General features: G+C 68.2%; 20 protein-coding genes and 2 pseudogenes. 7 read left to right on the top strand and 15 right to left on the bottom strand.

Going from position 1 to position 22,837, the window contains the following annotated elements:
* Positions 1 to 2: 2 nt before the first annotated feature.
* The 6 genes and pseudogenes from PL79_RS12640 to PL79_RS12615 form a co-directional block, all read right to left on the bottom strand.
* Complete coding sequence (locus PL79_RS12640) at positions 3 to 1,418, bottom strand: amidase family protein (protein WP_044847708.1); 1,416 nt, start codon at positions 1,416 to 1,418, stop codon at positions 3 to 5.
* Between the two features lie 46 nt (positions 1,419 to 1,464).
* Positions 1,465 to 1,845: a cupin domain-containing protein gene (locus PL79_RS12635; protein ID WP_052664815.1), complete on the bottom strand. Its 381-nt coding sequence runs from the start codon at positions 1,843 to 1,845 to the stop codon at positions 1,465 to 1,467.
* Positions 1,846 to 1,895: 50 nt separating this feature from the next.
* Complete coding sequence (locus PL79_RS12630) at positions 1,896 to 3,188, bottom strand: NAD(P)/FAD-dependent oxidoreductase (protein WP_044847717.1); 1,293 nt, start codon at positions 3,186 to 3,188, stop codon at positions 1,896 to 1,898.
* A 26-nt stretch (positions 3,189 to 3,214) separates the two neighbouring features.
* A complete protein-coding gene (locus PL79_RS12625) occupies positions 3,215 to 4,780 on the bottom strand; it encodes a DUF3138 family protein (RefSeq protein WP_044847709.1) in 1,566 nt (521 codons plus the stop codon).
* Between the two features lie 21 nt (positions 4,781 to 4,801).
* Positions 4,802 to 5,734, bottom strand: coding sequence for an ABC transporter permease subunit (locus tag PL79_RS12620; protein ID WP_135801043.1), 933 nt, complete (start codon positions 5,732 to 5,734; stop codon positions 4,802 to 4,804).
* Positions 5,731 to 6,615 (bottom strand): annotated as a pseudogene (locus PL79_RS12615) (ABC transporter permease subunit); the annotation flags it as partial. The gene PL79_RS12620 and the pseudogene PL79_RS12615, both read right to left, overlap by 4 nt.
* On the opposite strand from PL79_RS12615, the pseudogene PL79_RS12610 reads away from it, so the two are divergent.
* From PL79_RS12610 to PL79_RS12585, 6 genes and pseudogenes are all read left to right on the top strand, one after another.
* Positions 6,607 to 7,245 (top strand): annotated as a pseudogene (locus tag PL79_RS12610) (TOBE domain-containing protein); the annotation flags it as partial. The pseudogenes PL79_RS12615 and PL79_RS12610 overlap by 9 nt on opposite strands.
* Positions 7,246 to 7,255: 10 nt before the next feature.
* A complete protein-coding gene (locus PL79_RS12605) occupies positions 7,256 to 8,242 on the top strand; it encodes an ABC transporter permease subunit (protein WP_044847898.1) in 987 nt (328 codons plus the stop codon).
* Positions 8,239 to 9,078, top strand: a complete 840-nt coding sequence (locus tag PL79_RS12600) for an ABC transporter permease subunit (RefSeq protein WP_044847895.1) — start codon at positions 8,239 to 8,241, stop codon at positions 9,076 to 9,078. The genes PL79_RS12605 and PL79_RS12600 overlap by 4 nt, the downstream gene beginning before the upstream one ends.
* Positions 9,079 to 9,180: 102 nt before the next feature.
* The gene (locus PL79_RS12595) at positions 9,181 to 10,755 is read left to right on the top strand and encodes a DUF3138 family protein (RefSeq protein WP_044847894.1); all 1,575 of its coding nucleotides are present in this window, start codon (positions 9,181 to 9,183) and stop codon (positions 10,753 to 10,755) included.
* A gap of 112 nt (positions 10,756 to 10,867) precedes the next feature.
* The gene (locus tag PL79_RS12590) at positions 10,868 to 12,172 is read left to right on the top strand and encodes an NAD(P)/FAD-dependent oxidoreductase (RefSeq protein WP_044847893.1); all 1,305 of its coding nucleotides are present in this window, start codon (positions 10,868 to 10,870) and stop codon (positions 12,170 to 12,172) included.
* Positions 12,173 to 12,197: 25 nt separating this feature from the next.
* Positions 12,198 to 13,499 (top strand): NAD(P)/FAD-dependent oxidoreductase, encoded by a 1,302-nt coding sequence (locus tag PL79_RS12585; RefSeq protein ID WP_044847892.1) that lies wholly within the window; start codon positions 12,198 to 12,200, stop codon positions 13,497 to 13,499.
* Positions 13,500 to 13,646: 147 nt separating this feature from the next.
* On the opposite strand, the gene PL79_RS12580 is transcribed toward PL79_RS12585, so the two are convergent.
* The 9 genes from PL79_RS12580 to PL79_RS12540 form a co-directional block, all read right to left on the bottom strand.
* Positions 13,647 to 14,321, bottom strand: a complete 675-nt coding sequence (locus tag PL79_RS12580; RefSeq protein ID WP_044847891.1) for a DUF799 domain-containing protein — start codon at positions 14,319 to 14,321, stop codon at positions 13,647 to 13,649.
* Between the two features lie 10 nt (positions 14,322 to 14,331).
* Positions 14,332 to 14,772, bottom strand: coding sequence for a DUF4810 domain-containing protein (locus PL79_RS12575; RefSeq protein WP_044847890.1), 441 nt, complete (start codon positions 14,770 to 14,772; stop codon positions 14,332 to 14,334).
* A 55-nt stretch (positions 14,773 to 14,827) separates the two neighbouring features.
* Complete coding sequence (locus tag PL79_RS12570) at positions 14,828 to 15,499, bottom strand: CsgG/HfaB family protein (RefSeq protein ID WP_182670311.1); 672 nt, start codon at positions 15,497 to 15,499, stop codon at positions 14,828 to 14,830.
* 451 nt (positions 15,500 to 15,950) lie between these two features.
* Complete coding sequence (gene gor / locus PL79_RS12565; protein WP_044847889.1) at positions 15,951 to 17,306, bottom strand: glutathione-disulfide reductase; 1,356 nt, start codon at positions 17,304 to 17,306, stop codon at positions 15,951 to 15,953.
* 244 nt (positions 17,307 to 17,550) lie between these two features.
* On the bottom strand, positions 17,551 to 17,775 hold the full coding sequence (locus tag PL79_RS12560) for a hypothetical protein (RefSeq protein ID WP_014895816.1): 225 nt from the start codon (positions 17,773 to 17,775) through the stop codon (positions 17,551 to 17,553).
* A gap of 375 nt (positions 17,776 to 18,150) precedes the next feature.
* Positions 18,151 to 19,272 carry a porin gene (locus PL79_RS12555; protein ID WP_044847888.1) on the bottom strand — a complete coding sequence of 374 codons (1,122 nt, stop codon included), beginning with the start codon at positions 19,270 to 19,272 and terminating at the stop codon, positions 18,151 to 18,153.
* A 360-nt stretch (positions 19,273 to 19,632) separates the two neighbouring features.
* Positions 19,633 to 20,424 (bottom strand): YoaK family protein, encoded by a 792-nt coding sequence (locus tag PL79_RS12550; RefSeq protein WP_044847887.1) that lies wholly within the window; start codon positions 20,422 to 20,424, stop codon positions 19,633 to 19,635.
* Positions 20,425 to 20,482: 58 nt separating this feature from the next.
* Entirely contained in the window at positions 20,483 to 21,010 is a 528-nt protein-coding gene (locus tag PL79_RS12545; protein WP_044847886.1) for a chromate transporter, read from the bottom strand.
* On the bottom strand, positions 21,007 to 21,621 hold the full coding sequence (locus PL79_RS12540) for a chromate transporter (protein ID WP_044847885.1): 615 nt from the start codon (positions 21,619 to 21,621) through the stop codon (positions 21,007 to 21,009). Before PL79_RS12540 ends, PL79_RS12545 begins: the two co-directional genes overlap by 4 nt.
* Before the next feature lie 96 nt (positions 21,622 to 21,717).
* On the opposite strand from PL79_RS12540, the gene PL79_RS12535 reads away from it, so the two are divergent.
* The gene (locus PL79_RS12535; protein WP_044847884.1) at positions 21,718 to 22,602 is read left to right on the top strand and encodes a transcriptional regulator GcvA; all 885 of its coding nucleotides are present in this window, start codon (positions 21,718 to 21,720) and stop codon (positions 22,600 to 22,602) included.
* Positions 22,603 to 22,837: the final 235 nt, after the last annotated feature.

The following is a 22,837-nucleotide window of genomic DNA, read 5'->3' as shown; positions in this document are numbered from 1 at the left end:
CATCACGATCCGGTCACCGGATCGATCGGCGTGAACGTACCGGCGCGCGCCTCGATCGCCGCGCCGGCGGCGAGGCACAGCGCCTCCTGGAAACGGCCTGCGACGAGCTGCACGCCCGTCGGCACGCCGCCGCGCACGCCGGTCGGCACCGACAGCCCCGGCAGCCCGAGCAGCGCGGTCGCCAGCAGCGGCCCCTGCATGTCGACGATGTGGCGCATCGCGTCGTCGCCGTTCTGGTCCGCATCGATCGCGAACGGCTGCGCGCACGACACCGGCATCAGCAGCAACGGGTAACGCGCGAAGAACTGCTGCCAGTCGCGCAGCAGCGCGGTCCGCCGCGCCAGGCCGTTCATGTAACCGGCCAGGTCGAGCGGCGCCGCGAGGTTGCGCTGGCTCGCGAACGCGGTCCGGATCGCCGCGTCGCCGTGCTGCATGATCACGTCGCCGAGCCCGCTGCGCGCTTCGTTGGTCACGAGGTCCAGCCACAGCACGCACGCTTCGGCGATTCGCGGCGGTTCCGCTTCCTCGACGATGCAGCCAGCCTCTTCCAGCCAGCGCGCGGCCTGCCGGACCGCATCGACGACCACCGGATCGGACCGCACGCCCGGCAGTGCGGGACACACGGCGACCCGTGCGGGAAACGTCACGTCGCGACCGGCCGGTGCGACCGGCATCCACCATGCGTCGCGTGCGTCGCCCGCCGCCATCGCGTCGAGCGCGAGGCGCAGGTCGCCGACCGTGCGCGCCAGCGGCCCCTGGACGGACGCGAGCTGCACGGCGAGCGTGCGGTCCTTCGATTGCGTCGGGTTGTAGGCGGGAACGCGGCCGGTGCTCGGCCGCAGACCCGCGACGCCGCATGCGTAGGCCGGGTAGCGAATCGAGCCGCCGAGATCGTTGCCGTGCGCGATTGCGCCGATGCCGGCGGCGACCGCCGCGGCCGCGCCGCCGCTGGAGCCGCCTGGCGTCAGCGACGGATTCCACGGATTCGACGTGCGGCCGTGCAGGTCGTTGTCGGTGAACCACCGATACGAAAACGCCGGCGCGTTGCTGCGCCCGATCACGATCGCGCCCGCGTTGCGCAGGTTCGCGGTCACCGGGCTGTCCTCTTGCGCGACCAGGCCCGCAAACGCACGCACGCCGTTCGTCGTCGCGCGGCCGGCCGTATCGACGTTGATCTTCACCGTCACCGGCACGCCGTGCAGCGGGCCGACGGGCGCGCCGCGCGCGATCGCGGCATCGGCGTCGGACGCCGCCTGCAACGCGCTGTCGGCCAGCACGTCGACGATCGCGTTGATGACGGGGTTCACCTGCTCGAGCCGCTGCAGGCAGCTGTGCACGAGTTCCGTCGACGACACGTCGCGCCGCGCGACGCAAGCGGCCATCTCGGCCGCGCTCAGCCGCCACAATTCCTGGGTCATGGGATGCTCCTCGTTGATGATCGGATCGGGTGGATTCGGCCTTGCGCTACGCACGCGACGGCTCGGCCCGCGGCGCATGCGACGCGTAGATCTTCCGGCATGTCTCGACGACCTCCCAGGTGCCGCGAAAGCCCGGCGGAATCACGAAGCGGTCGCCGGTACGCAGCACGCGTTCGCCGCCCTCGGCATCGCGCACGATCGCGACGCCGCTCAGCATCTCGCAGTACTCCGACTCGTCGTAGTCGATCGTCCAGCGTCCGGGCGTGCATTCCCAGATCCCGCAACTGAAATGCCCGCACGGGCTGATGTAGTGATGCGAAAGTGTCTGCATCGGATTGCCGTCGAGCAGCAGTCCGGCCGGCACGCGGCTTTGCGTGAGCCTGGCCGGCGCCTGCAGCAGGTCGACTAGACGGGTGACGTCGGTCATGAATGCCTCCAGCGTATGAGTGAGTGGTTCGAAACGATTCGTCGCGCGCGTCAAAGCAGGTCCATCGTCCGGTGCCACGCCATCGCGAGCGCCAGCATCGGCGTGCGCAGCGCGCGGCCGCCCGGAAAGTCGCGATGGCGAATCCGGCCGAACAGGTCGAAGCGCGCGGCCTGCGCGTCGATCGCTTCGGCGATCAGCCGCCCCGCGAGGCCGGTCACGTTCACGCCGTGTCCGGAGAAACCCTGCGCGAAATACACGGTGGGCTCGAGCCGCCCGAAATGCGGCGCACGGTTCATCGTCGCGTCGATCAGGCCGCCCCATGCGTAGTCGATCCGCACGTCGGCCAGCTGCGGGAACGTCTTCAGCATGTCGCGCCGCATCGCCGTCGCGAGATCGCGCGGCGTGCGCGTCGAGCTGCTCGCCTTGCCGCCCCACAGCAACCGCCGGTCGCGCGTCAGCCGGAAATAGTCGAGCGCCGAATTGCAGTCGCTGATCGCCGCGTCGGCCGGCATCGTCTCGGCCGCCCGCGCTTCGCCGAGCGGCTCCGTCGCAATCAGGTAGGTCGCCACCGGGATGATCTTGCGTGCCAGGCCGGGCGCGAGCCGCCCCAGGTATGCATTGCCGGCCAGCACGACGTAGCGGGCGTCCACGTGCCCGCGCGCGCACCTGACGCGGTGGTATGGCGCGGCTCGATCGAGCGCGAGCGCGGGCGTGTCCTCGTGGATCGTCACGCCGGCCGCGCATGCCGCGCGCGCGAGGCCGAGCGTGTAGTTCAGCGGATGCAGGTGGCCGCTGCCTTCGTGACGCAGGCCGCCGACATAACGATCGGATGCGACGAAGCGCGGCATGTCCGCGCGCTCGACGATGTCGTAGCCGCGATAGCCGAAGCGGCTCGCCGCGGTGTCGCGCCATTTGCGGAGCGCGTCGATGTGGCGCGTCTTGTTCGCGGCCGTGAGATAGCCGAGGGTCAGGTCGCAGTCGATGCCATACCGCTCGACCCGCTGCCGGACGATATCGACCGATTCGAGCCCCATCGCCCATATCTGCCGCACGTCGTGTTCCGGCAGATGGGCCGAGAACGTATCGATGTCGCATGAGTACCCGGCGATCAACTGGCCGCCGTTTCGGCCGCTGGCGCCCCAGCCGATTCGCGACGCCTCGACGAGCACGACCGAATGGCCGCGCTCGGCGAGATCGAGCGCCGCGGACAGGCCGGTGAGCCCGCCGCCGATCACGCACACGTCGGCGGAAACGGCACCGTCGAGCGACGGATGGCGGGTCCGGTCGTTGGCGGTATCTGCGTAGTAGGACTGAGCATGTTGCTGGTATTCAAACTTGAGCATGAGTGACATTCGCGTGCGGCGTCGCGTCAGAACGCGTAGATGAGTTGGGTCGCGAGCAGGTCGTTCGACTTCGCGTACGACCCGTCGTGACGCAGGAATACCTTGTTGCTCGCCCAGTCGTGCCGGTACTCGACCTTGACCGTCACCTGCTGGGTCGGATAGAACAGCAGGTCGAATGCGGCCGCCTGCCGCGTCGCGCCCTTGCACTCGAAGCCGACGCCGCCGTTCGCCTTCGACATCGCGAGGCAGTCCGCATCGATGCCGAAGCCGTTGTACGGGTCCATTCCGTTGCCGTTCAGGCCGATCGACGATCCGCCGCCGCCGTTCCTGCGATTGACGAGCAGGTCGTAGCGCAACGTCGCGCCCATGCGACCGACCACCGGCACGTTGAACTTGCGATGTGCGAGCAGCGACAACCCGAACCACTGCGCCAACCCGCCGTTGAACGCGCCGTGCTGTTGCTGGCCGTAATCGAGCTCGGCGTTGTACTGCGCGTCGGCGAGCGTGTAGGTCGCATCGGCTTCCGCAAAGAAGAACGCGCCATAGGCACTCGGCGCATTGCCGCCCACGCCGTAGTGCACGTTGCCGGTGGCCGGGTCGATCGCGCTCGGCAGCGTCTGGCGGCCGATGTTGATCGACCCGCCGATGTCGAGCGCGCTGCCGCGCAGGTAGTCGACGCGCGCGGTGAAGGTCGGCACCTTGTTGCTCGTCGTGATCGGGTCGCCGAGCGCGTTCACGCCGGTCTGCGTGACCGCGCCGGCGCTGCGGAACTGTTCGTTGCCGACGAAGAACTTCCACGCCCACTGGCCGCTCGGGCTCAGGTAGTTGATGCCCGCGCCGATCGACGAACCCGGATCCGAGAAGTCGTACAGCAGGTTGTGCGTGAGCGTGAGCATCTGGTTCGACTGCTGGTACTCGTAGCCGCCGAAGCCGAGCACCAGCCCGCCGACGAACGCGGTCGTGCCCGACAGGGGCACCGTAACGACCGCCGTATTCACGATGTCGAGCCCGCTCGCGCCGCTGCCCGTCATCATCGACAGGCCGGCGCCGCGGTTCGGCATCAGCGTGATTTCAGCGGACGGTGCGCTCGGCCCGACACCGAACGTCTTCTTGATGTCGAGGAATACGTCGCCGAACGTGCTGTTGTAGTACGTGTAGGCATTCTCGTGGTTCGCGAACTGGAACGACGACGTGCCGGCGCCGCGGTTGTATACATAGGTCGGATCGAGATAGCCGGTCACCGACAGGCCCGCGATCGGCCCGGTACGCGCGGCGTCGGTCAGCGAGTCGACCTTCAGTTGCTGGTTCGCGACCTGCTGGCGGATCTCGGTCACGTCGTCGTTGGTCAGCACGGCCGGCGCCTGCCCGTAGCCGGACGCCGACGGGTCGGCCGCGGACGCACCCGCCGCCACGGTGGACGACACCGGAGCAGCCGCCGGTTTCGCGGCCAGTTGTGATTGCAGCGCGCTCATCTGCCGCTGCAGCACGGCGATCTGCTGCTGCAGCGTCCTGATCTGGTCGGCGCTCGAACTCGCGGCCGCCAACCCCGGCAACGCGCCGGCGACCAGCGCGCAAAGCATCTTCTTTTTCATCCAGCGTCTCCTTGTCGTTGTTCACTTCACGGGATGCGGTGCGGGGTCGTGCCGCGCGTGCGCGGCCGACGGACGAGCGGGCGGCGACGCGGACGGCGCAGCCGGCGTGTCCGGCGCGGCGGCCGCGTGCCATGCACGCGCCTCGCGAGCCTGCCGCCCTTCGCGAGCCAGCATCGAGCGGTTCACGACGACGACGCCGATCGTCACGACCGCGATGAACACCGTCGCGAGCGCGTTCATCCTCGGGTTGAGTCCGAGCCGAACGCGCGAGAACACGACGAGCGGCAGCGTCGTCGAACCGGGGCCCGACAGGAAGGCGGAAAGAACGACGTCGTCGATCGACACGGTGAATGCGAGCAGCCAGCCCGACACCAGCGCCTGCGCGATCAGCGGCAGCGTGATCACGAAGAACACCTTCAACGGCCGCGCGCCGAGATCGAGCGCGGCTTCCTCGATCGAGCGGTCGAGCTCCTTCACGCGCGACTGCACGATCACCGCGACGAACGAAAGGCACAGCATCACGTGGCCGATCCAGATCGTCAGCCAACCGCGCCCCGCGGGCCAGCCGAAGGTTTGCTGCATCGCGACGAACAGCAGCAGGAGCGAGATGCCCTGGATCACTTCGGGAATCACCAGCGGCGCGTTGATCATCGCCGCATAGAGCGTGAAACCGCGAAAGCGCCCCATGCGGGCCAGCACGAAGCCCGCCCACGTGCCGATCGCGACCGACGCGGTCGCCGTCAGCAGCGCGATCTTCAGCGACAGCCATGCGGCCGTCAGCAGTTCGCCGTCGTGCAGCAGCGCGCCGTACCAGCGCCACGAGAAACCGGACCACACCGTCACCAGCTTCGACGCGTTGAACGAGTACACGACCAGGCTGATGATCGGGATGTACAGGAACAGGAAGCCCGCACCCAGCACGCCGGCGGACCACATGCGATTCGCGCGGGTCATGAGCGCCCCTCCGCTTCGGCCTGGCTGTAGTGGAGCAGCGCCATCGGCACGAGCAGCAGCGCCACCATCGTCACCGTCACCGCGGACGCCATCGGCCAGTCCATGTTGTTGAAGAACTCGTCCCACATCACGCGGCCGAGCATCAGCGTGTTCGCGCCGCCGAGCAGTTCCGGAATCACGTATTCGCCGACGGCCGGAATGAACACGAGCAGGCTGCCCGCGACGATCCCGTTTCTCGACAGCGGCAGCGTGATGCGCCAGAACGCCGACCACGGTGTCGCGCCGAGATCGTGCGCGGCCTCGAGCAGCGTGAGGTCCATCTTCACGAGATGCGCATAGAGCGGCATCACCATGAACGGCAGGTACGAATAGACCATCCCGATGTAGACGCCCGCATCGGTGTGATAGAGGCGCAGCGGCGTGTGGATGATGCCGAGCGCCGCCAGCGCGTGATTCAGCAGGCCGTCGTCCTTCATGATCCCGACCCACGCGTAGACGCGAATCAGGAACGACGTCCAGAACGGCAGCAGCACGGCCATCATCAGCAGGTTTCGGCGTGCCGGCGCCGCGCGAGCGATGCAGTACGCGATCGGATAGCCGGCGAGCACGCACATCAGCGTCGACGCGGCGGCCATCTTCAGCGAACTGACGTAGGTGTTCAGATACAGGTCGTCCTGCAGCAGCAACGCGTAATGCTTCAGCGACAGCACGACCCGTAACGTGCCGGCTTCGAGGCGTGCGAGCGCGGTGTATGGCGGGATGCCGAGCATCTGGTCCGCGAAGCTGATCTTCAGCACCAGCACGAACGGCAGCGCGAAGAAGATCACGAGCCACAGGAACGGCACGCCGATCGCGACGCCGCGGCCCGACGGCAGCGCCCGAAGCTGCTGCTGCTCGACGAGCCGATGTCCGCGCTCGACAAGAAGATCCGCCAGAAGACCCAGCTCGAACTGGTGAACATCATCGAGAAGGTCGACGTGACCTGCGTGATGGTCACGCACGACCAGGAAGAGGCGATGACGATGGCGAGCCGCCTCGCGGTGATGAGCGAAGGCAAGATCGTGCAGATCGGCACGCCGGGCGAAGTGTACGAATACCCGAACAGCCGCTTCTCGGCCGAGTTCATCGGCTCGACGAACCTGTTCGAAGGCCGCGTGGTCGAGGACGAACCCGATCACATCTTCGTCGAAAGCGACGACCTCGAGGCACGCATGTACGTGAGCCACGGCGTGACCGGCCCGCTCGGGATGCCGGTGGGCATCTCGGTGCGGCCGGAGCGCGTGCACGTATCGCGCGAGAAGCCGGGCTCGCATCACAACTGGGCGCGCGGCGTGGTGACCGACATCGCGTACATGGGCGCCTACTCGCTGTATCACGTGCGTTTGCCGAGCGGCAAGACGGTCGTGTCGAACCTGTCGAGCTCGCACCTGATGCACGACAGCGCGCCGGCGTGGAACGACGACGTGTTCGTGTCGTGGTCGCCGGCCAGCGGCGTCGTGCTGACGCAGTGAGGACGACATGATGAGAACTTCCGCCTCCACGCCGTCCGCGCCGGTTTCGACCGGTGCCGCCGCAACGACACAGGCTTCGAAGCGCCGCAGCCGCTTCGCCGCGCTGTCGCGCTTCCTGCCGTCGGGCCGCGGCGTCGCGATCGGCGTGCCGTTCCTGTGGCTCGTGATCTTCTTCGCGCTGCCGTTCGTGCTGGTGTTCAAGATCAGCTTCGCCGACCAGGTGATGGGGATCCCGCCGTACACGTCGCTCGTCGAGATCAAGGACGGCGTCGTGCACTTCGCGCTGCAGCTGTCGCACTACGCGTTCCTGCTGCAGGACGACCTGTACATCGCGACCTATCTCAGCTCGCTGAAGATGGCCGCCGTGTCGACGCTGCTGTGCCTGCTGATCGGCTTCCCGATGGCGTACTACATCGCACGCTCGGAGCCGGGCCGGCGCAACGTGCTGATGATGGCCGTGATGCTGCCGTTCTGGACGTCGTTCCTGATCCGCGTGTACGCATGGATCGGAATCCTGAAGGATGACGGCCTCCTGAACCACACGCTGATCGCACTCGGCATCATCCACACGCCGCTGCGCCTCTATCACAGCGACGCGGGCGTCTACATCGGGATGGTCTATTCGTACCTGCCGTTCATGGTGATGCCGCTCTACGCGCACCTCGTGAAGATGGACCTCACGCTGCTCGAGGCCGCCTACGACCTCGGCGCGAAGCCGTGGGTCGCGTTCACGCGCATCACGCTGCCGCTGTCGAAGAACGGGATCATCGCCGGCAGCCTGCTGGTGTTCATCCCGGCAGTCGGCGAGTACGTGATTCCGGAACTGCTCGGCGGCGCCGACACGCTGATGATCGGCCGCGTGATGTGGGATGAATTCTTCAACAACATGGACTGGCCGATGGCGTCCGCGGTGACGGTCGCGATGGTGCTGCTGTTGCTGGTGCCGATGGCGCTGTTCCAGTACTACCAGGTCAAGGAACTGGAGGAAGCGAAATGATCAAGCCGAGCAAACCGCTGTCGACGGGCGTCCTCGCCTTCGGCTTCCTGTTCCTGTACATCCCGATCATCAGCCTGGTCGTGTACTCGTTCAACGAGTCGAAGCTGGTGACGGTGTGGTCGGGCTTCTCGCTGAAGTGGTACGCGGCGCTGTGGCAGGACGACGAGCTGCTCACCGCCGCGTGGCTGTCGCTGAAGATCGGCCTCCTGACCGCCACCGCGTCGGTCGTGATCGGCACGTGGGCGGGCTTCGTGCTCGCGCGCTTCGGCCGCTTCAAGGGCTTCACGCTGTACACGGGGATGATCAACGCGCCGCTGGTGATTCCGGAGGTGATCCAGGGGATCTCGCTGCTGCTGCTGTTCGTTGCGCTGGAGCAGATGTTCGGCTGGCCGAAGGGCCGCGGGATGGTGACGATCTGGATCGGCCACGTGATGCTGTGCGTGTCGTACGTGGCGATCATCGTGCAGTCGCGCGTGAAGGAGATGAACAAGTCGCTGGAGGAAGCCGCGCTCGACCTGGGTGCGACGCCGCTGAAGGTGTTCTTCGTGGTGACGCTGCCGCTGATCTCGCAGGCGCTGCTGTCGGGCTGGCTGCTGTCGTTCACGCTGTCGATCGACGACCTGGTGCTGTCGGCGTTCCTGTCGGGGCCGGGCTCGACCACGCTGCCGCTGGTGGTGTTCTCGCGCGTGCGGCTCGGGCTGAACCCGGAAATGAACGCACTGGCAACGCTGTTCATCACCGCGGTGACGATCGGCGTGATCGTCGTGAACCAGATGATGATCGCGCGCGAACGGCGCCGGGTGGCCGACATGAAGGCGGCGTTCGCGGCGGCCTGACGCCCCGCTTCCCTTTTCATCGATAACAAGACCCGCGCGCCGCGAGACGCGGCGCGCAGGCCGATCACAGATTGACCAAGCGCACGACAAGGAGAATCCGCAATGAAGAAGAAACTGATCTGCCTGCTGGTGGCCGGCGCGTTGCCCGGCATCGCGCTGGCCGACTCGACCTCCGCCGAAATCAAGGCCTTGCAGGCGCAGGTCGCCGCGCTGCAGAAGCAGATGAAGGCCATGCAGGCGCAGCTCGCCGCGAAGCCGGGCGGCACCCCGGTCGCGCAGGCCGGCGCGACGACCGCGGCTAAGCCGGTGATCGTGGCCGCCGACCCGTCGTCGCCGGACTACGGCAAGGCTCAAGCCACGCTGACCAACGACGAAGTCAGTGAAATGAAGCAGCAGATCGCGAACCAGCAGCTGAAGGTCGACTCGCTGACGGACGCGGCCAACACCGGGCCGCTCGCGGGCCTGTCGGTCACCGGCTACATCGACCCGACCTACATCTACAACCGCGCGGCCGGCACGTCGTCGTTCCTGTTCGCGAACCACGAGAACGCGTACAACTACTTCAACAGCACGTTCGGCGATCTCTACCTCGACATCAAGAAGACCTTCGGCGTCGGCCCGATGGCGCCGTCGGCAGAGATCACGCTGATGCCGAACCGCGGCAACGGCATCACGCTGCTGCAGAACTCGCGCGGCTCGATCACCGACAACCTGCTGAACACCGCGGTCGTCAACGTACCGATCACCGCCGAGACGACACTCGTCGCCGGCCTGATCCCGAGCTTCGGCGGCTACGAGGTGCAGCAGTCGAACCAGATGCTCACGCTCACGCACAACCTGCTGTACGATTTCTCGGATCCGGGCAGCTACGTCGGTATCGGCGCGAACTACACGAAGGGCGCCTGGGCGTGGAAGTTCTTCCTCGGCAACGAGCAGTACCGCACGTACGGTTCGGTCACGCAGACGGGCACCAACGCACTCGGCGATCCGATCTCCACCAGCAACAAGGTGCCGACCTTCACCGCGCGCGCGGACTACACGTGGTCGAGCGCGCTCGACATCGGCGGTTCGTTCAACATCGGGCGGCAGACGCTGGCGAGCGCGATCGACGACCAGGGCAACGTCCACTACGGCCCGGGCGGCGCGGCACCGAGCGCGTACGGTTCGTTCTTCTTCGGCGAACTCGACGCGACCTACACGCTCGCCGACATTCAGTACAACGCCGAAGTCGACTACGGCCGGCAGCAGCATGCGGCGTTCAACGGCGGGCTCGCGCAGTGGTACGGCCTGTCGCTGCTCGCGCACCGCAAGTTCAACGCGCCGGTGGTCGGCCGCATGGGCGTGACGCTGCGCTACGACCTGCTCGCCAACTCGAAGAACGGCGGCGGCGGCGGCGGCATCGCGCTGAACGGCAACGGGATGGATCCGAGCAACGGCTTCGGCGTCGACGCGGACTGCCTCGCGCAGTCGAAGGCCGGCGGCGGCCTGGGCTTCGAGTGCAAGGGCGCGGTGCGCCAGGACGTCGCGCTCGACCTGCTGTTCTATCCGACCCAGCAGATCACCGTGAAGGTCGAATACCGGCACGACTGGGCGAACAACAAGGTGTTCCTGCGCAACGACGGTTCGTACGGCAAGTCCAACGACCTGCTCGCGACGCAGTTCATCTATTCGTTCTGATGCGGGCCGCGCGGGACGCCGTGCCGCGCGCATGGCGTCCCGCATCGTTTCACCCGGCCGGATCGCGGTGCGTCGCGCACCGGCGCCGGCCGTCTTCGACGGAGTCGGTTTGATGACGCAGTCTTTCACCCGCCGCGCCGACGCGCTCGCGCGCGACTCGTACTACGAAGCAACCGCCACGCGCCCCGTGGCCGACGACCCCGTGCTCGAGGAAGCGATCGACGTCGACGTGTGCGTGATCGGCGCGGGCTTCGCGGGCCTGTCGACGGCGCTCGATTGCCGTGCGCGCGGGCTGTCGGTCGCCGTGATCGATGCGCATCGGCCCGGCTGGGGCGCATCGGGCCGCAACGGCGGACAGGCGATCACGGGTTTCGCGAAAGACGAGGTGATCGAGCAGCAGCTCGGCGCGGCCGGCGCACGCGCCGCGTGGTCGCTGTCGCTCGACGGCGTCGCGCTGATCGCCGAGCGGATCGCGCGCCACGGCATCGACTGCGACTTCACGCGCGGCTACCTGACGGTCGCGACCAAGCCGCGCCGCATCGACGACCTTCGCGCCTGGATGGATGCCGCGCGCTCGCGCTGGGGCCATCCGTCGCTGTCGTGGCTCGACACCGGCGAAATCCGCGCGCGCATCGCGTCGCCGCGCTATCTGGCGGGCGTCTACGATCCGCTGTCGGGCCACCTGCATCCGCTCAAGTATTGCCTCGGCCTCGCCGAGGCCGCGCGCCGCGAAGGTGTCGCGCTCCACGCGCACACGCCCGCGCTCGACGTCGTGCGCGGCGCCCGGCCGGTCGTGCGCACGCCGTCGGGCGAGGTGCGCTGCCGCTTCGTCGTGTCGTGCTGCAACGCGGGCCCCGGCGGCATCCTGCCGGCCGCGACCGCCGCGCGCATCGCGCCGATCGCGTCGTACATCATCGCGACCGAACCGCTCGGCCGCGCGCGCGCCGACGCGCTGATCGCGCAGCGCGAAGCCGTGTGCGACAACAACTTCTTCCTCGACTACTTCCGGCTGTCGGCCGACCACCGGATGCTGTTCGGCGGCCGCGCGAACTCCGCGGGCGCGTCGCCCGACACGCTCGCCGACACGATCCGGCAGCGCATGGTCGGCGTGTTCCCGCAGCTCGCCGACGTGCGCGTCGACCACGCGTGGGGCGGCTTCGTCGACGTCACGCGCAACCGCGCGCCGGACTTCGGCGCGCTCGATCCGAACTTCTTCTACGTCCATGGCTTCAGCGGGCACGGCGTCGCGCTGACCGGCATCGCCGGACGCGCGATCGCCGGCGCGATCGCGGGCGACACGCGCGCGTTCGACCTGTTCGCGCAGCTGCGCCACCGGCGCTTTCCCGGCGGCGACGCATGGCGGCAGCCCGCGCTCGAACTCGGGATGCTGTACCACCGCGTACGCGAGCTGTTCTGAGCCCCCTTCATTCGTTTTCCTGATCATGCAGACATTCGCCAACCAGCCGCACGTCGCGTCGTACTACGCGGCGACCGCCAACGATACGACCCGCCATGCGCCGCTCGCCGGCGCGACCGACGCCGACGTGTGCGTGATCGGCGCGGGCCTCACCGGCTTGTCCGCCGCGCTCAACCTCGCCGAGCGCGGCCATTCGGTGACCGTGCTCGAGGCGTCGCGGGTCGGATGGGCGGCGAGCGGGCGCAACGGCGGCCAGCTGATCGGCGGCTTTGCATGCGACATCGACACGTTCGGCAACTTCATGCCGGAAGGCGACGTGAAGCGGATCTGGGACATGGGGCTCGAAACGCTGTCGCTCGTGAAGTCGCGCATCGCGAAGCACGACATCGACTGCGCGCTCGTGCCCGGCTACCTGACCGCCGCGAACACCGAGCGCGACGCGGATGCGCTGAAACGCTGGCGCGACGAGGCCGCGAAGCGCTTCGGTTACGACCGCTTGCATTTCGTCGAAGCGGACGAACTCGGCGACTACGTGCAATCGGCGCGCTATCGCGGCGGCCTGTACGACCCCGACAGCGGCCACCTGCATCCGCTGAACTACACGCTCGGGCTCGCGCGCGCGGCCGCCGACGCGGGCGTGCGGATCCACGAGGACAGCTGCGTGACGCGCGTGCGCGACGTGTCGGGCGGCCACGTCGTCGAGACCGGCCAGGGAGAGGTGCGCGCGCGCTTCGTGGTGCTCGCGTGCAACACGTACGTCGGCACGCTCGCGCCCGCGCTGTCGAAGAAGATCATGCCGGTCGGCACCTACGTGATCGCGACCGAGCCGCTCGGCGCGGCGCGCGCCGCCGCGCTGATGCCCGCGCGCGCGGCGGTCTGCGACAGCCGCTTCGTGCTCGACTATTTCCGGCCGGCGCCCGACACGCGGCTCGTGTGGGGCGGCAAGGTCAGCTATTCGACGCGGCCGCCGCGCAATCTCGCCGACGCGATGCGCGCGGACATGCTGAAGACGTTCCCGCAGCTCGCGGACGTGAAGGTCGACTACGCATGGGGCGGCTTCGTCGACATCACGATGAACCGCGCGCCGCACTTCGGGCGCGTCGCGCCGACGCTGTATTTCGCGCAGGGTTTCTCGGGGCACGGCGTGAACACGACCGCGCTCGCGGGCAAGCTGATCGCCGAGGCGATCGACGGCCAGGCGAGCCGCTTCGACCTGTTCGGCAAGATCCGGCATCGCGACTTCCCCGGCGGCGCGACGCTGCGCACGCCGGCGCTGGTGCTCGCGATGAGCTGGTACCGGCTGCTCGACGCGTTCGGCATGCATTGAGCGGCGGCGCCGGCACGACGCACGCGACGTACCGGCCACGCAAAACGGCCGCGCAAGCGCGGCCGTTTCATCGAATCTCGCGGCTTCGGCACGGCATGCAGGCGACCTTGCCTGCCCGACGCGCCGAAGCCGTGGTCCGCGCGCCGGTCAGTCGGTCCCGTACTTCGGCGAACGCGGCCCGTACAGCAGCCCGTTCGGCGGCCCCGCGGACAGCAGCCTGCTGCTCGTCAAACCGGCCACATCGTGCGCTTCGTCGGTCAGCGAATGCGCGACCTGCTTGACGGCCGCCTGCACCAGCATGCCGACGACCCCGAACGCGTTGACGCTCATGTTGTTGCCGACTTCCTTGCCGGTCGCACGGCCCTCGCCCTGCCACAGCACGTCGCCGGTCTTCAGGTCGACGAGCTTCGCCGACGCCGCGACCACCGTCGTGCTGTCCACCACCTGGTAGACGGAGCCGTATTGCGTGATCTTCGCGTACAGCGCGGCGTCCGCGCCGAAGATTTCGCGCAGCTTCGCCGGCGACGTGCCCTGGATTTCCGCGGCGTTCGTGAGGCCGTTCTGCTTGAACGTCTCGTCCATCACCGCGACCGGCACCACGTAGTAGCCCGACTCGGCCAGCGGCTGCGTCATCTGCGACAGCACGCCGTAGGTCGCGCCGACATCGGTCGTCTCGTTGAGCGGCGGCAGCACGAGGATCGAGCGCGGCTGGCTCTTCTTGAAGGCCGTGTAGTCGGGGCGTTTGACGGGCTGCGCGCACGCGCTCAACAGCGCGACGATCGACAGCACGGACAGCAGCTTGAATGAAAGTGTCTTGATCATGGCAGGCACGTCACTGTTTGGCGGGAGTCGGATCGGCATTCTTCTGGCCGGCGATCGTCTGGCCGGCAGCCGACGGATTCGCGGCCTTCGCGGCCTTCGCATCGCCGGCTTTCTTCTTCATCAGGAAATCCATGAACGACGCGGATTCCGGAAAGAGCGCCTTCTCGGCCTGGAATTCCTGCCCGGCCTGCTGTTCGCTGCCGACGCTCGCGTAGAGCATCCCGAGATGCGCATGGAAGCCCGGCGGCGGCGTCTTGCCCTTCGCGCGGATCTCCTGCAGCGCTTTTTCGAGCGCGTCGATCTGCTCCTGCGGGGACTTCTGCCCCTTGAAGTATTCGTACACCTGCGGCTGATAGCCGTTCCATTGATAGAGCGGCGGCGTGGTCGGCGCCGCGCAGCCCGCGAGCAGCATGACGGCCGCCGTCGCCGGCAGCCAGATTCCCCGTTTCATGGTCTTGTCTCTTCTGGTTGATGAATGATTCGTCGCGCCGAACTGCGCACGGCGCCTATTGCGGCACCTTCAGCGTGCCCGCGTCGACCTGGTCGACGAGATGATTCACGGCCTCCTGGATCGCGAGGTCCAGCACCTTGCCGTTGAGCGTCGAGTCGTAACCGGCCGTGCCGCCGAAGCCGATCACTTCGCGGTTCGACAGGCTGAACTCGCCCGCGCCCTGGCTCGACGCGACGACTTCCGACGTCGTCGTGTCGACGATGTTCAGGTTGACCTTCGCGTACGCGACTTGCGTCTTGCCGCGGCCGAGAATGCCGAACAGCTGGTGATCGCCGACGTCCTTGCGGCCGAACTCGGTCACGTCGCCGGTCACGACGTAGTTCGCGCCCTTCACCGCCTGCGCCTTCTTCATGAAGCCCGCTTCCTGCTTGATCTCGTCGAGGTTCTCGCGATCGAGCACGTTGAAGCGGCGGCTCTGCTGCAGGCGCGTAACGAGGATCGTCTTCGCCTGTCCGCCGAGGCGGTCGATGCCGTCCGAGAAGATGCCGCGCATGTAGCTCGAGCGGTTGTCGAACTTGCCGACCGCGATCGCGACGGGCTTGCCCGCGTACGGCTTCTGCGCGCTGCTCACGGCCGGCACGTCGAGCGTGCGCGACGATTCGGTCGCGCAGCCGGACAGCGCCGCGACGAGCGCCGCTGCCACGAGAACGGTGCGTCGTGTCTGAATGTTCACTGCGGGTCTCCTTACGTGAAAAGATTGCCCGGAACGGGCTCGCCGGCTTGCCGACAAACCGGCGGTCGATGCGATGATCGAAGCGGCCGGGGCGCGCATCGGCGCGCGCGCGACTTCATCGCCCGGACGGCGATGGAGATGGCGGCATGCGAAGGGAAAGTGCGCGCAACGGACGTGTTGCGGCGAGACGCGAACGCGCGGCGCATGGATCGACGACCCCGCTTGCGCCGGCTACCGCGTGATTCTGGTTACTGCGCTGTTGATCGCGCATGATCGGCCCCGTATATGATTTTGGCCGATCATACCAAGTCTGATTATCGAGACGGGATTTCTTTAGAAGAATTGACGATCTTTACAAATCGCCGCGGATCCATGGTGCGTCACACGCCAGCGGAGCGTGCGCGGGACGCCCGCGCCGGCCCGCGAGCCGGCGCGCCGCTGGCGGTCAGTCGGCCGCCGTCTGCCGCATCGTCACGAACTCCTCGGCCGCGGTCGGGTGAATGCCGATCGTGTCGTCGAATTGCGCCTTCGTCGCGCCCGCGCGAATCGCGATCGCGATGCCCTGGATGATCTCGCCCGCGTCGCGGCCGACCATGTGCGCGCCGATCACGCGCTGGCTGTCGCGCGCGACCACCAGCTTCATCAGCGTGCGCTCGTTGCGGCCCGACAGCGTGTGGCGCAGCGCCTTGAAGGACGTGCGGTAGATGTCGACTTCGCCGTGCACGCGACGCGCATCGGCCTCGGTCAGGCCGACCGTCGCGACCTCCGGCTGGCTGAACACGGCCGACGGGACGTAATCGTGATCGGCCGCGACGCGCGCGCCGCCGAACAGCGTGCGCGCGAGCAGCGCGCCGTCGCGCGTCGCCACCGGCGTGAGCTGCGGCCGCGACGTGACGTCGCCGAGCGCATGGATCGAAGGCACCGACGTCGCCGAATACGCATCGACCGCGATCGCGCCGCGCGCGTCGAGCATCACACCGGCGCGCTCGAGGCCGAGCCCTTCGACGTTCGGCACGCGGCCGGTCGCATAGAGCACCGCGTCGTACGGCCCGTGCTGCGCGTCGCCGACGTGCACGGAGAGCGTGCCGTCGTCCGCGCGCGCGATCGACTCGACCACTGCGCGCGCGTGGATCGCGACGCCCTGCTTCGTCATTTCGTCGGTGAGGAACTGGCGCACGTCGTCGTCGAAGCCGCGCAGGATCTTCTCGCCGCGATAGAACAGGTCGACCTGGCTGCCGAAGCCGTTGAAGATGCCGGCGAACTCGACCGCGATATAGCCGCCGCCGACCACCGCGATGCGCTTGGGGCACGCCGGGAGCGACAGGGCCTCGCGCGACGTGATCGCATGCTCGATGCCGGGACGGTGCGGCAGCGCCGGCCGCGAGCCGGTCGCGATCGCGATGTGGCGCGCGCGGATCGTGCGCTCGCCGATCGCGACCGTATGCGCGTCGACGAGGGTCGCGCGTCCTGCGTGCATCGCGACGCCGGATTGCCGCAGCAGGTCGATGTAGATGTCGCTGAGCCGGTTGATCTCGCGATCCTTCGCGGCGATCAGCGCGGACCAGTCGAGCGTGCCGGCGCCGAAGGTCCAGCCGAAGCCCTTCGCATCCTCGAGTTCGTGCGGATAGTGCGATGCGTAGACGAGCAGCTTCTTCGGGATGCAGCCGCGCAGCACGCAGGTGCCGCCGATCTGCTCCTGTTCCGCTATGCCGACGCGCGCGCCGTATGACGCCGCCATCCGGGCGAGCCTCACGCCGCCGGAGCCGGCCCCGATGACGAACAGGTCGTAGTCGAAATCCATCGCAAGCCCTCATCGCAGTTCGGATGACGGCACGATAGCAAGATTCGGGAATTCGTGCGGAACGTGGCGGCGCAGGACGCGCGCGCCATAAAAAACGGCGAGAGACGTCGCCTCTCGCCGGTCAAACCGGCTGCCGGGTGTGCCATGCGTCACCGATCGACCACATGCCCGGCCTGCCGGCCGCGCGGCACCGGTCCGCCCGGATGCGCGAACGGCGCACCCGCGGCGGGACCAGCCGCCTTGCTCAGGCCTGCGACGTGTCGCTGCCGTCCGTCGCCTGCGTGTCGTCTGCCTGCTGCGGCTGCTCTTCCTTCTTCTCGAGCATGCCTTCGATCGCCTCGGCGCCCTTGAAGCCGGCGACGGCCGCCGCCGCCTTGGTCAGCAGGCCCGCATCCGGATCGACCTTCTCGGCTGCCTCGACGGCTGCCACTGCGCCAGCGATTTCACCCACGGTGTTCAGGATACCCATCGTCATCCCCTTTCAAGAAAATCGTGAGCGCATCGTCCCACGAAAAAAAACCGGCGGACCGTGTTTGTCATCACCGGATACACAAGTTACGCACCAGGCCGGCCGCACGCGAAACGCGCGCCGGAACGACGCCCGCGCGTGCGTTTCGGCACGCGGCGGACCCTGCACGCAGCGTAGCGGAATCGCTTCGCGCGCACTGTCAAAGTATGTTCTGGAATGCCGACGGAACCCTTACGGGCGGCGTGTTCCCGATGGAGCAATCGCTGAATGGTCGTCTGCGCGCAGGAAGGCGCGTGGCGAAAAAAAAGAGGCTCCTTCCTGGAGCCTCTTCGATGCGCGCCGAACCGGGGCCGGCGCACGCGTTGACGATTTTCGTCAGAAGATATTGCGCAGGCCGATCGCGATGCCGGTCTGGTTGCTGCGACCCGGCAGCTCGACGTTCGCCGCGCCGTTCGTCTTGTTGAAGTCGACCGTGCCGTAGACTTCCGTGCGCTTGCTGAGCGCGTATTCGGCGATGCCGACGATCGCGTAGCGGTTGCCGCTCGCGAGCGTGCCGTTCGCGGTCATCGCGTTGCGCATGTGGTCGTAGTAGAACGCGCCCGTCAGCGTCAGCGGCGTGCTGACCTGCCAGCTCACGCCCGCGAACGGACCGTCGTCGATCCGGCCCGTGCCCTTCGCGACCGGGATCGACTGCTGCGCGAGCAGGCTGTCGACGAAACCGGTGTCGTCCTTCGAGCGCAGGTAGCCCGCATAGATCTTCGCCTTGCTGAACGCATACACGACGTTCGCGTGGTAGATCGTCTGCTTGCGTGCGGAGTTGTCGCTGTTCTGCTGCGCGCCGGCCGCGATGCTGAGCGGGCCCGTCACGTACGACAGCGACACGCCCCATGCATTGCCCTTGCCGAGCGAGCCCGGGATCTGGCCCGAGAAGCCGCCCGCGCCGGTCGATTCGTAGTTGGTGCCCGTCGAGTACATCGCCTTCGCGGTCAGGCCCGCGAACGTGCCCGTGTACTTGATCTGGTTGTCCGCATACAGGCCGCCGCCGAGTGCGACCGGCAGCCAGGCATTTTCGAGGTAGTTGCCGACCGTCAGCGGATCGTAGGTGTCCGACAGCAGGTCGAACAGCGGCGTCTTCTGGCGGCCGAGGGTCACCGTGCCGTACGGGCTGTCCAGGCCGACGTATGCCGCACGGTTGAACAGGCGGCCGCTGTCGGCGAATGCGCCGTTCTGCAGGTTCACGCCGCTTTCGAGCTTGAACACGGCCTTCAGGCCGCTGCCGAGGTCTTCCGTGCCGTAGATGCCGAAGCGGCTGTTGGTGATCGCGCCGTTGGACATCGACAGCAGGCCGTCGTTCTTGGCGTTCGCGTTGGTCAGGTAGCGAACGCTGACGTCGGCGACGCCCCACAGCGTGACCGAGCTTTGTGCTGCTGCGTACTGGCTGGCGAAGGCCAGCACTGCGCCCCCTGCGATGGCTGCGAGCCGGGTGGTCTGCTTCATGAGCTTTCCTTTTTGTAGGTGTCTCCATTCATGGCCGGCCGCGTGCGCAGCCGGGTGGCGATCGCGGACGCTCATGGCGCGCGCGATGTGGGCTGAATCATAAGACCAGTGCGCACGCTGAAAGAAATTGAAACGCGCGGTCGCGCGCGATTGTCGCCCTGGAACAACGTTTCCCGCGCCGGGCTTGCCTGTCGCGCGACGGATGCGGGTCGCGGCGATGGCGGGACGAAGGCTGGCGCTGTAAGGCGCGGCCGGAGCAACGGGTTGCGCTGGGGCAGCGTGGCGGATGGTGCCGCAATGAGCCGGTGATTCGGTCGCGCGGCGGACCGGCCGGCCGCATGGCGGCGGCCCCTGCGCGCGTCAGGCCGGCCGCGGCGTCCCGCCGTCGGGGTTGCTGCCGTTACTGCCGTTACTGCCGTTGCTGCCGCGAACTTCGGCGCCCCCGTTGCCGGCCGCCCCATCGCCACTGTCGCGCCCACCGCCCGCGCGCCGCCGCGCCCGCCGCACGATCTCCGCGAACGCACCGGCGAGCAACAACACGGCGCCCCACAGCGCGACGTCCGGCACGAGCCGCGTCACGAGGCCGCCGACCACCGCGCCGGCCAGGAAGCAGAAGCTGATCGTCGCAAGCAGCGCCGAATCGTGCAGCGCGCCCGCGTCGTAGCGGGGAATCAGCCCGACGAACAGCTTCTGCGCGGCGCGCCGCAGGTTGCCGGTCGTCATCACCGACGTGTACGACAGTTCCTCGAGATGAGTAAACGACAGCGTCTGCAGCGTCGCGACGAACGAGATCCCCGGAATCAGCCACGCGCTCGACGCGCCGACGAGCCCGCTCGCGGCGACGCCGAGAAACGCGATCTCGACGATCAGGCTCGCGAACGCGGTGTGCCGCATCCAGCCGCGCTGCGCGGCGAGACCGAGCAGGTGCGCGACGAACACCGCGACCACGAAACCGCCGAGCGGCGGCACGTGATGCAGCGCGGCCGCCCATTCGCCGGCCGACACGTTGATGCCGAGCAGCGCGACGTTGCCGGTCATCGTGTTCGCGAACACGTGGCCGTGACCGACGTACGTGTACGCGTCGAGATAGCCGCCGGACAGCGTGAGCAGCGCGGCGACGGTGAGATTGCGGCTGGCGCCGTCGAGATCCATCAAGCCTCCCGTGAAGAGTCGCGCCAGTATCGCGCACGGGACGCCGGTTGTGCGCCGCTCACTGGCCGATGCCGGTGAGCCCGATCAGCGCGCCGGCCGCGAGCAGCCACAGCGGATGGATACGCGTGCGCCACGCGAGCACCGCGCATGCGGCGGTGATGCCCCACTGGATCGCGGTGCGGTTCGACGCTTCCGAGATCAGCACCGCGCTGGCCGCGACGAGTCCGGCCGTGACCGGCATCAGCCCCTGTTGCACGTAGCGGCGCCACGGCCGGTCGCGAAAGCGTTCCCACGCGTGCAGCGCGAGCACCGTGACGATCGACGACGGCCCGAACTTCGCGATCGATGCGACCAGCAGCCCGGCCCAGCCGGCCACATGCCAGCCGACCAGCGGCACGATCATCATGTTCGGCCCCGGCGCGGCCTGCGCGAGCGCGAACAGCGCTGTGAACGCGTGCGCGCTCATCCAGTGGTGCACGTCGACGACCTGCCGCTGCATCTCCGGCAGGATCGTGTTGCCGCCGCCGAATGCGAGCAGCGACAGCTGGCTGAAGATCGTCGCGATCGCGATCAGCGTGTCGTTCATGACCGGCCTCCGTCGCGCACGGTCGCGCGCTGCGGTGCCGGCGTCTCGCGGCGCCGCGACGCGAGCCAGATGCTCACGGGCGTCAGCACCAGCATCGCGCTCAGGAGCGGGATGCGCAGCACCGCGATCGCGGCGAATGCGAGGGCCGCGATGCCGGCCGCGGTGCGCGGCGCGTGCAGCAGCGGCTTCGCGACCTTCACGGCCATCGCGACGAGCAGGCCCGCTGCCGCGGCGGCGAGCCCGCCGAACAGGTGCTGCACGCGCGGATCGCCCTGCGTCTTCGCATACAGCACACCGAGCCCGACGACCACGAGCGTCGGGCCCGCGATCAGCCCGAGAATGCCGGCGAACGCGCCCGCGACGCCGCGAAAGCGCATGCCGACGGCGACCGACAGGTTGATCACGTTGCCGCCCGGCAGGAACTGGCACAGCCCGAGCAGATCGGTGAATTCGTCGGCGGTGAGCCATTTGCGGTCGTCGACGATCGTGCGCCGCGCGAACGGCAGCGCGCCGCCGAACGACATCAGGCCGAGCGACAGGAAGCCGGTGAACAGCTCGGCGAGGCCGACACGAGGTGGGGACGCGGCAGGCGGCGGAGAAACGGATTGCATGGGGCTCTTCATCAAACGATGCCCCGAGGTTACCGCCGTGCGGCACGCCGGCAAAACGATTTTATCGGCGCGTCCTTGTGATCTAGAATCACAAGCATGGCACGCGATCTCCCGCCCTTTTCCGCGCTTCGGGCCTTTGAAGCAGCGGCACGACATGAAAGCTTCAGCGCCGCCGGCGACGAGCTGCATGTGACTCATGGTGCCATCAGCCGGCAGATCGCCGGGTTCGAGGCGTGGCTCGGCAAGCCGGTGTTCCACCGCTACGGCAAGCGCGTGAAGCTCACCGACGAAGGCCGCCGCTATCTGGATACCGTCCGCGCCGCGTTCGACAGCATCGCGCTCGCCACCGAGCAGTTGCGCAACACCGGGGCCGCGCGCGTGCTGCGCATCAATGCGCTGCCGACCTTCGCGATGAAATGGCTGCTGCCGCGCCTGTCGCGGTTCCAGCGCGACGTGCCGAACGTCGAGCTGAAGCTGTCCACGTCGAACGCGCCGCTCGATGCGCTCGACGGTTTCGACGTCGCGATCCGCCGCGGCCCCGGCCACTGGCCGAACTGCACGAGCGGCCACTTCCTCGACGAAAGCGTGATTCCGGTCTGCAGCCCCGCGCTGCTCAAGCGCGCGCCGATCGCCCGCGCGGACGATCTCGCGCGGCACGTGCTGCTGCATTCGGACACGCGGCCGGAAGGCTGGCGCGACTGGTTCGCGGCGGCCGGCGTGACGATGAAGGGGCGCAAGCGGCAGTCGTTCGACCACTTCTACCTGGCGCTGCAGGCGGCCGTCGACGGGCTGGGCGTCGCGCTCGGCCCGCTGCCGCTGATCGACGACGAGCTCGCGAGCGGGCGTCTCGTGATGCCGCTCGACGGGCCGCGCATCGCGACACGCAGCTACTGGTGGATCGCGCCGGGCACGCCGGCCGACGATCCGCTGGTCGCGCAGTTCTGCGCGTGGCTGGAAGCGCTGGGGAATGCGAACGGATGACGCGCGCCGCGTCGCCGCTACCCGATCGAAACGACGCGGCGTGCCACCTCACGTCCCCGTCCGCGTTGCAGGAATGAAACCGATCCGCGCGCAACGCCCGCGATTCCCCTGCGGAATCGATGTCGCGCGCCCCTGCGTTTCCCCGTCGTGCGCGCCACCGCACGTAAGGCCTGGCATGCGGCCGACCGGCCCACCGCCGCACGTTTCAGCGCTGAAACATTTTCGCGTGCGCCAC

This window comes from Burkholderia sp. USMB20, from assembly GCF_000949135.2.
Lineage (GTDB): Bacteria > Pseudomonadota > Gammaproteobacteria > Burkholderiales > Burkholderiaceae > Burkholderia.
This window is presented reverse-complemented; position numbering and strand designations above follow the sequence as displayed.

Coding starts and splice junctions, on each gene's coding strand:
- PL79_RS12640 (WP_044847708.1), bottom strand. CDS start 1,418: ATGACCCAGGAATTGTGGCGGCTGAGCGCGGCCGAGATGGCCGCTTGC.
- PL79_RS12635 (WP_052664815.1), bottom strand. CDS start 1,845: ATGACCGACGTCACCCGTCTAGTCGACCTGCTGCAGGCGCCGGCCAGG.
- PL79_RS12630 (WP_044847717.1), bottom strand. CDS start 3,188: ATGCTCAAGTTTGAATACCAGCAACATGCTCAGTCCTACTACGCAGAT.
- PL79_RS12625 (WP_044847709.1), bottom strand. CDS start 4,780: ATGAAAAAGAAGATGCTTTGCGCGCTGGTCGCCGGCGCGTTGCCGGGG.
- PL79_RS12620 (WP_135801043.1), bottom strand. CDS start 5,734: ATGACCCGCGCGAATCGCATGTGGTCCGCCGGCGTGCTGGGTGCGGGC.
- PL79_RS12605 (WP_044847898.1), top strand. CDS start 7,256: ATGAGAACTTCCGCCTCCACGCCGTCCGCGCCGGTTTCGACCGGTGCC.
- PL79_RS12600 (WP_044847895.1), top strand. CDS start 8,239: ATGATCAAGCCGAGCAAACCGCTGTCGACGGGCGTCCTCGCCTTCGGC.
- PL79_RS12595 (WP_044847894.1), top strand. CDS start 9,181: ATGAAGAAGAAACTGATCTGCCTGCTGGTGGCCGGCGCGTTGCCCGGC.
- PL79_RS12590 (WP_044847893.1), top strand. CDS start 10,868: ATGACGCAGTCTTTCACCCGCCGCGCCGACGCGCTCGCGCGCGACTCG.
- PL79_RS12585 (WP_044847892.1), top strand. CDS start 12,198: ATGCAGACATTCGCCAACCAGCCGCACGTCGCGTCGTACTACGCGGCG.
- PL79_RS12580 (WP_044847891.1), bottom strand. CDS start 14,321: ATGATCAAGACACTTTCATTCAAGCTGCTGTCCGTGCTGTCGATCGTC.
- PL79_RS12575 (WP_044847890.1), bottom strand. CDS start 14,772: ATGAAACGGGGAATCTGGCTGCCGGCGACGGCGGCCGTCATGCTGCTC.
- gor (WP_044847889.1), bottom strand. CDS start 17,306: ATGGATTTCGACTACGACCTGTTCGTCATCGGGGCCGGCTCCGGCGGC.
- PL79_RS12560 (WP_014895816.1), bottom strand. CDS start 17,775: ATGGGTATCCTGAACACCGTGGGTGAAATCGCTGGCGCAGTGGCAGCC.
- PL79_RS12555 (WP_044847888.1), bottom strand. CDS start 19,272: ATGAAGCAGACCACCCGGCTCGCAGCCATCGCAGGGGGCGCAGTGCTG.
- PL79_RS12550 (WP_044847887.1), bottom strand. CDS start 20,424: ATGGATCTCGACGGCGCCAGCCGCAATCTCACCGTCGCCGCGCTGCTC.
- PL79_RS12545 (WP_044847886.1), bottom strand. CDS start 21,010: ATGAACGACACGCTGATCGCGATCGCGACGATCTTCAGCCAGCTGTCG.
- PL79_RS12540 (WP_044847885.1), bottom strand. CDS start 21,621: ATGCAATCCGTTTCTCCGCCGCCTGCCGCGTCCCCACCTCGTGTCGGC.
- PL79_RS12535 (WP_044847884.1), top strand. CDS start 21,718: ATGGCACGCGATCTCCCGCCCTTTTCCGCGCTTCGGGCCTTTGAAGCA.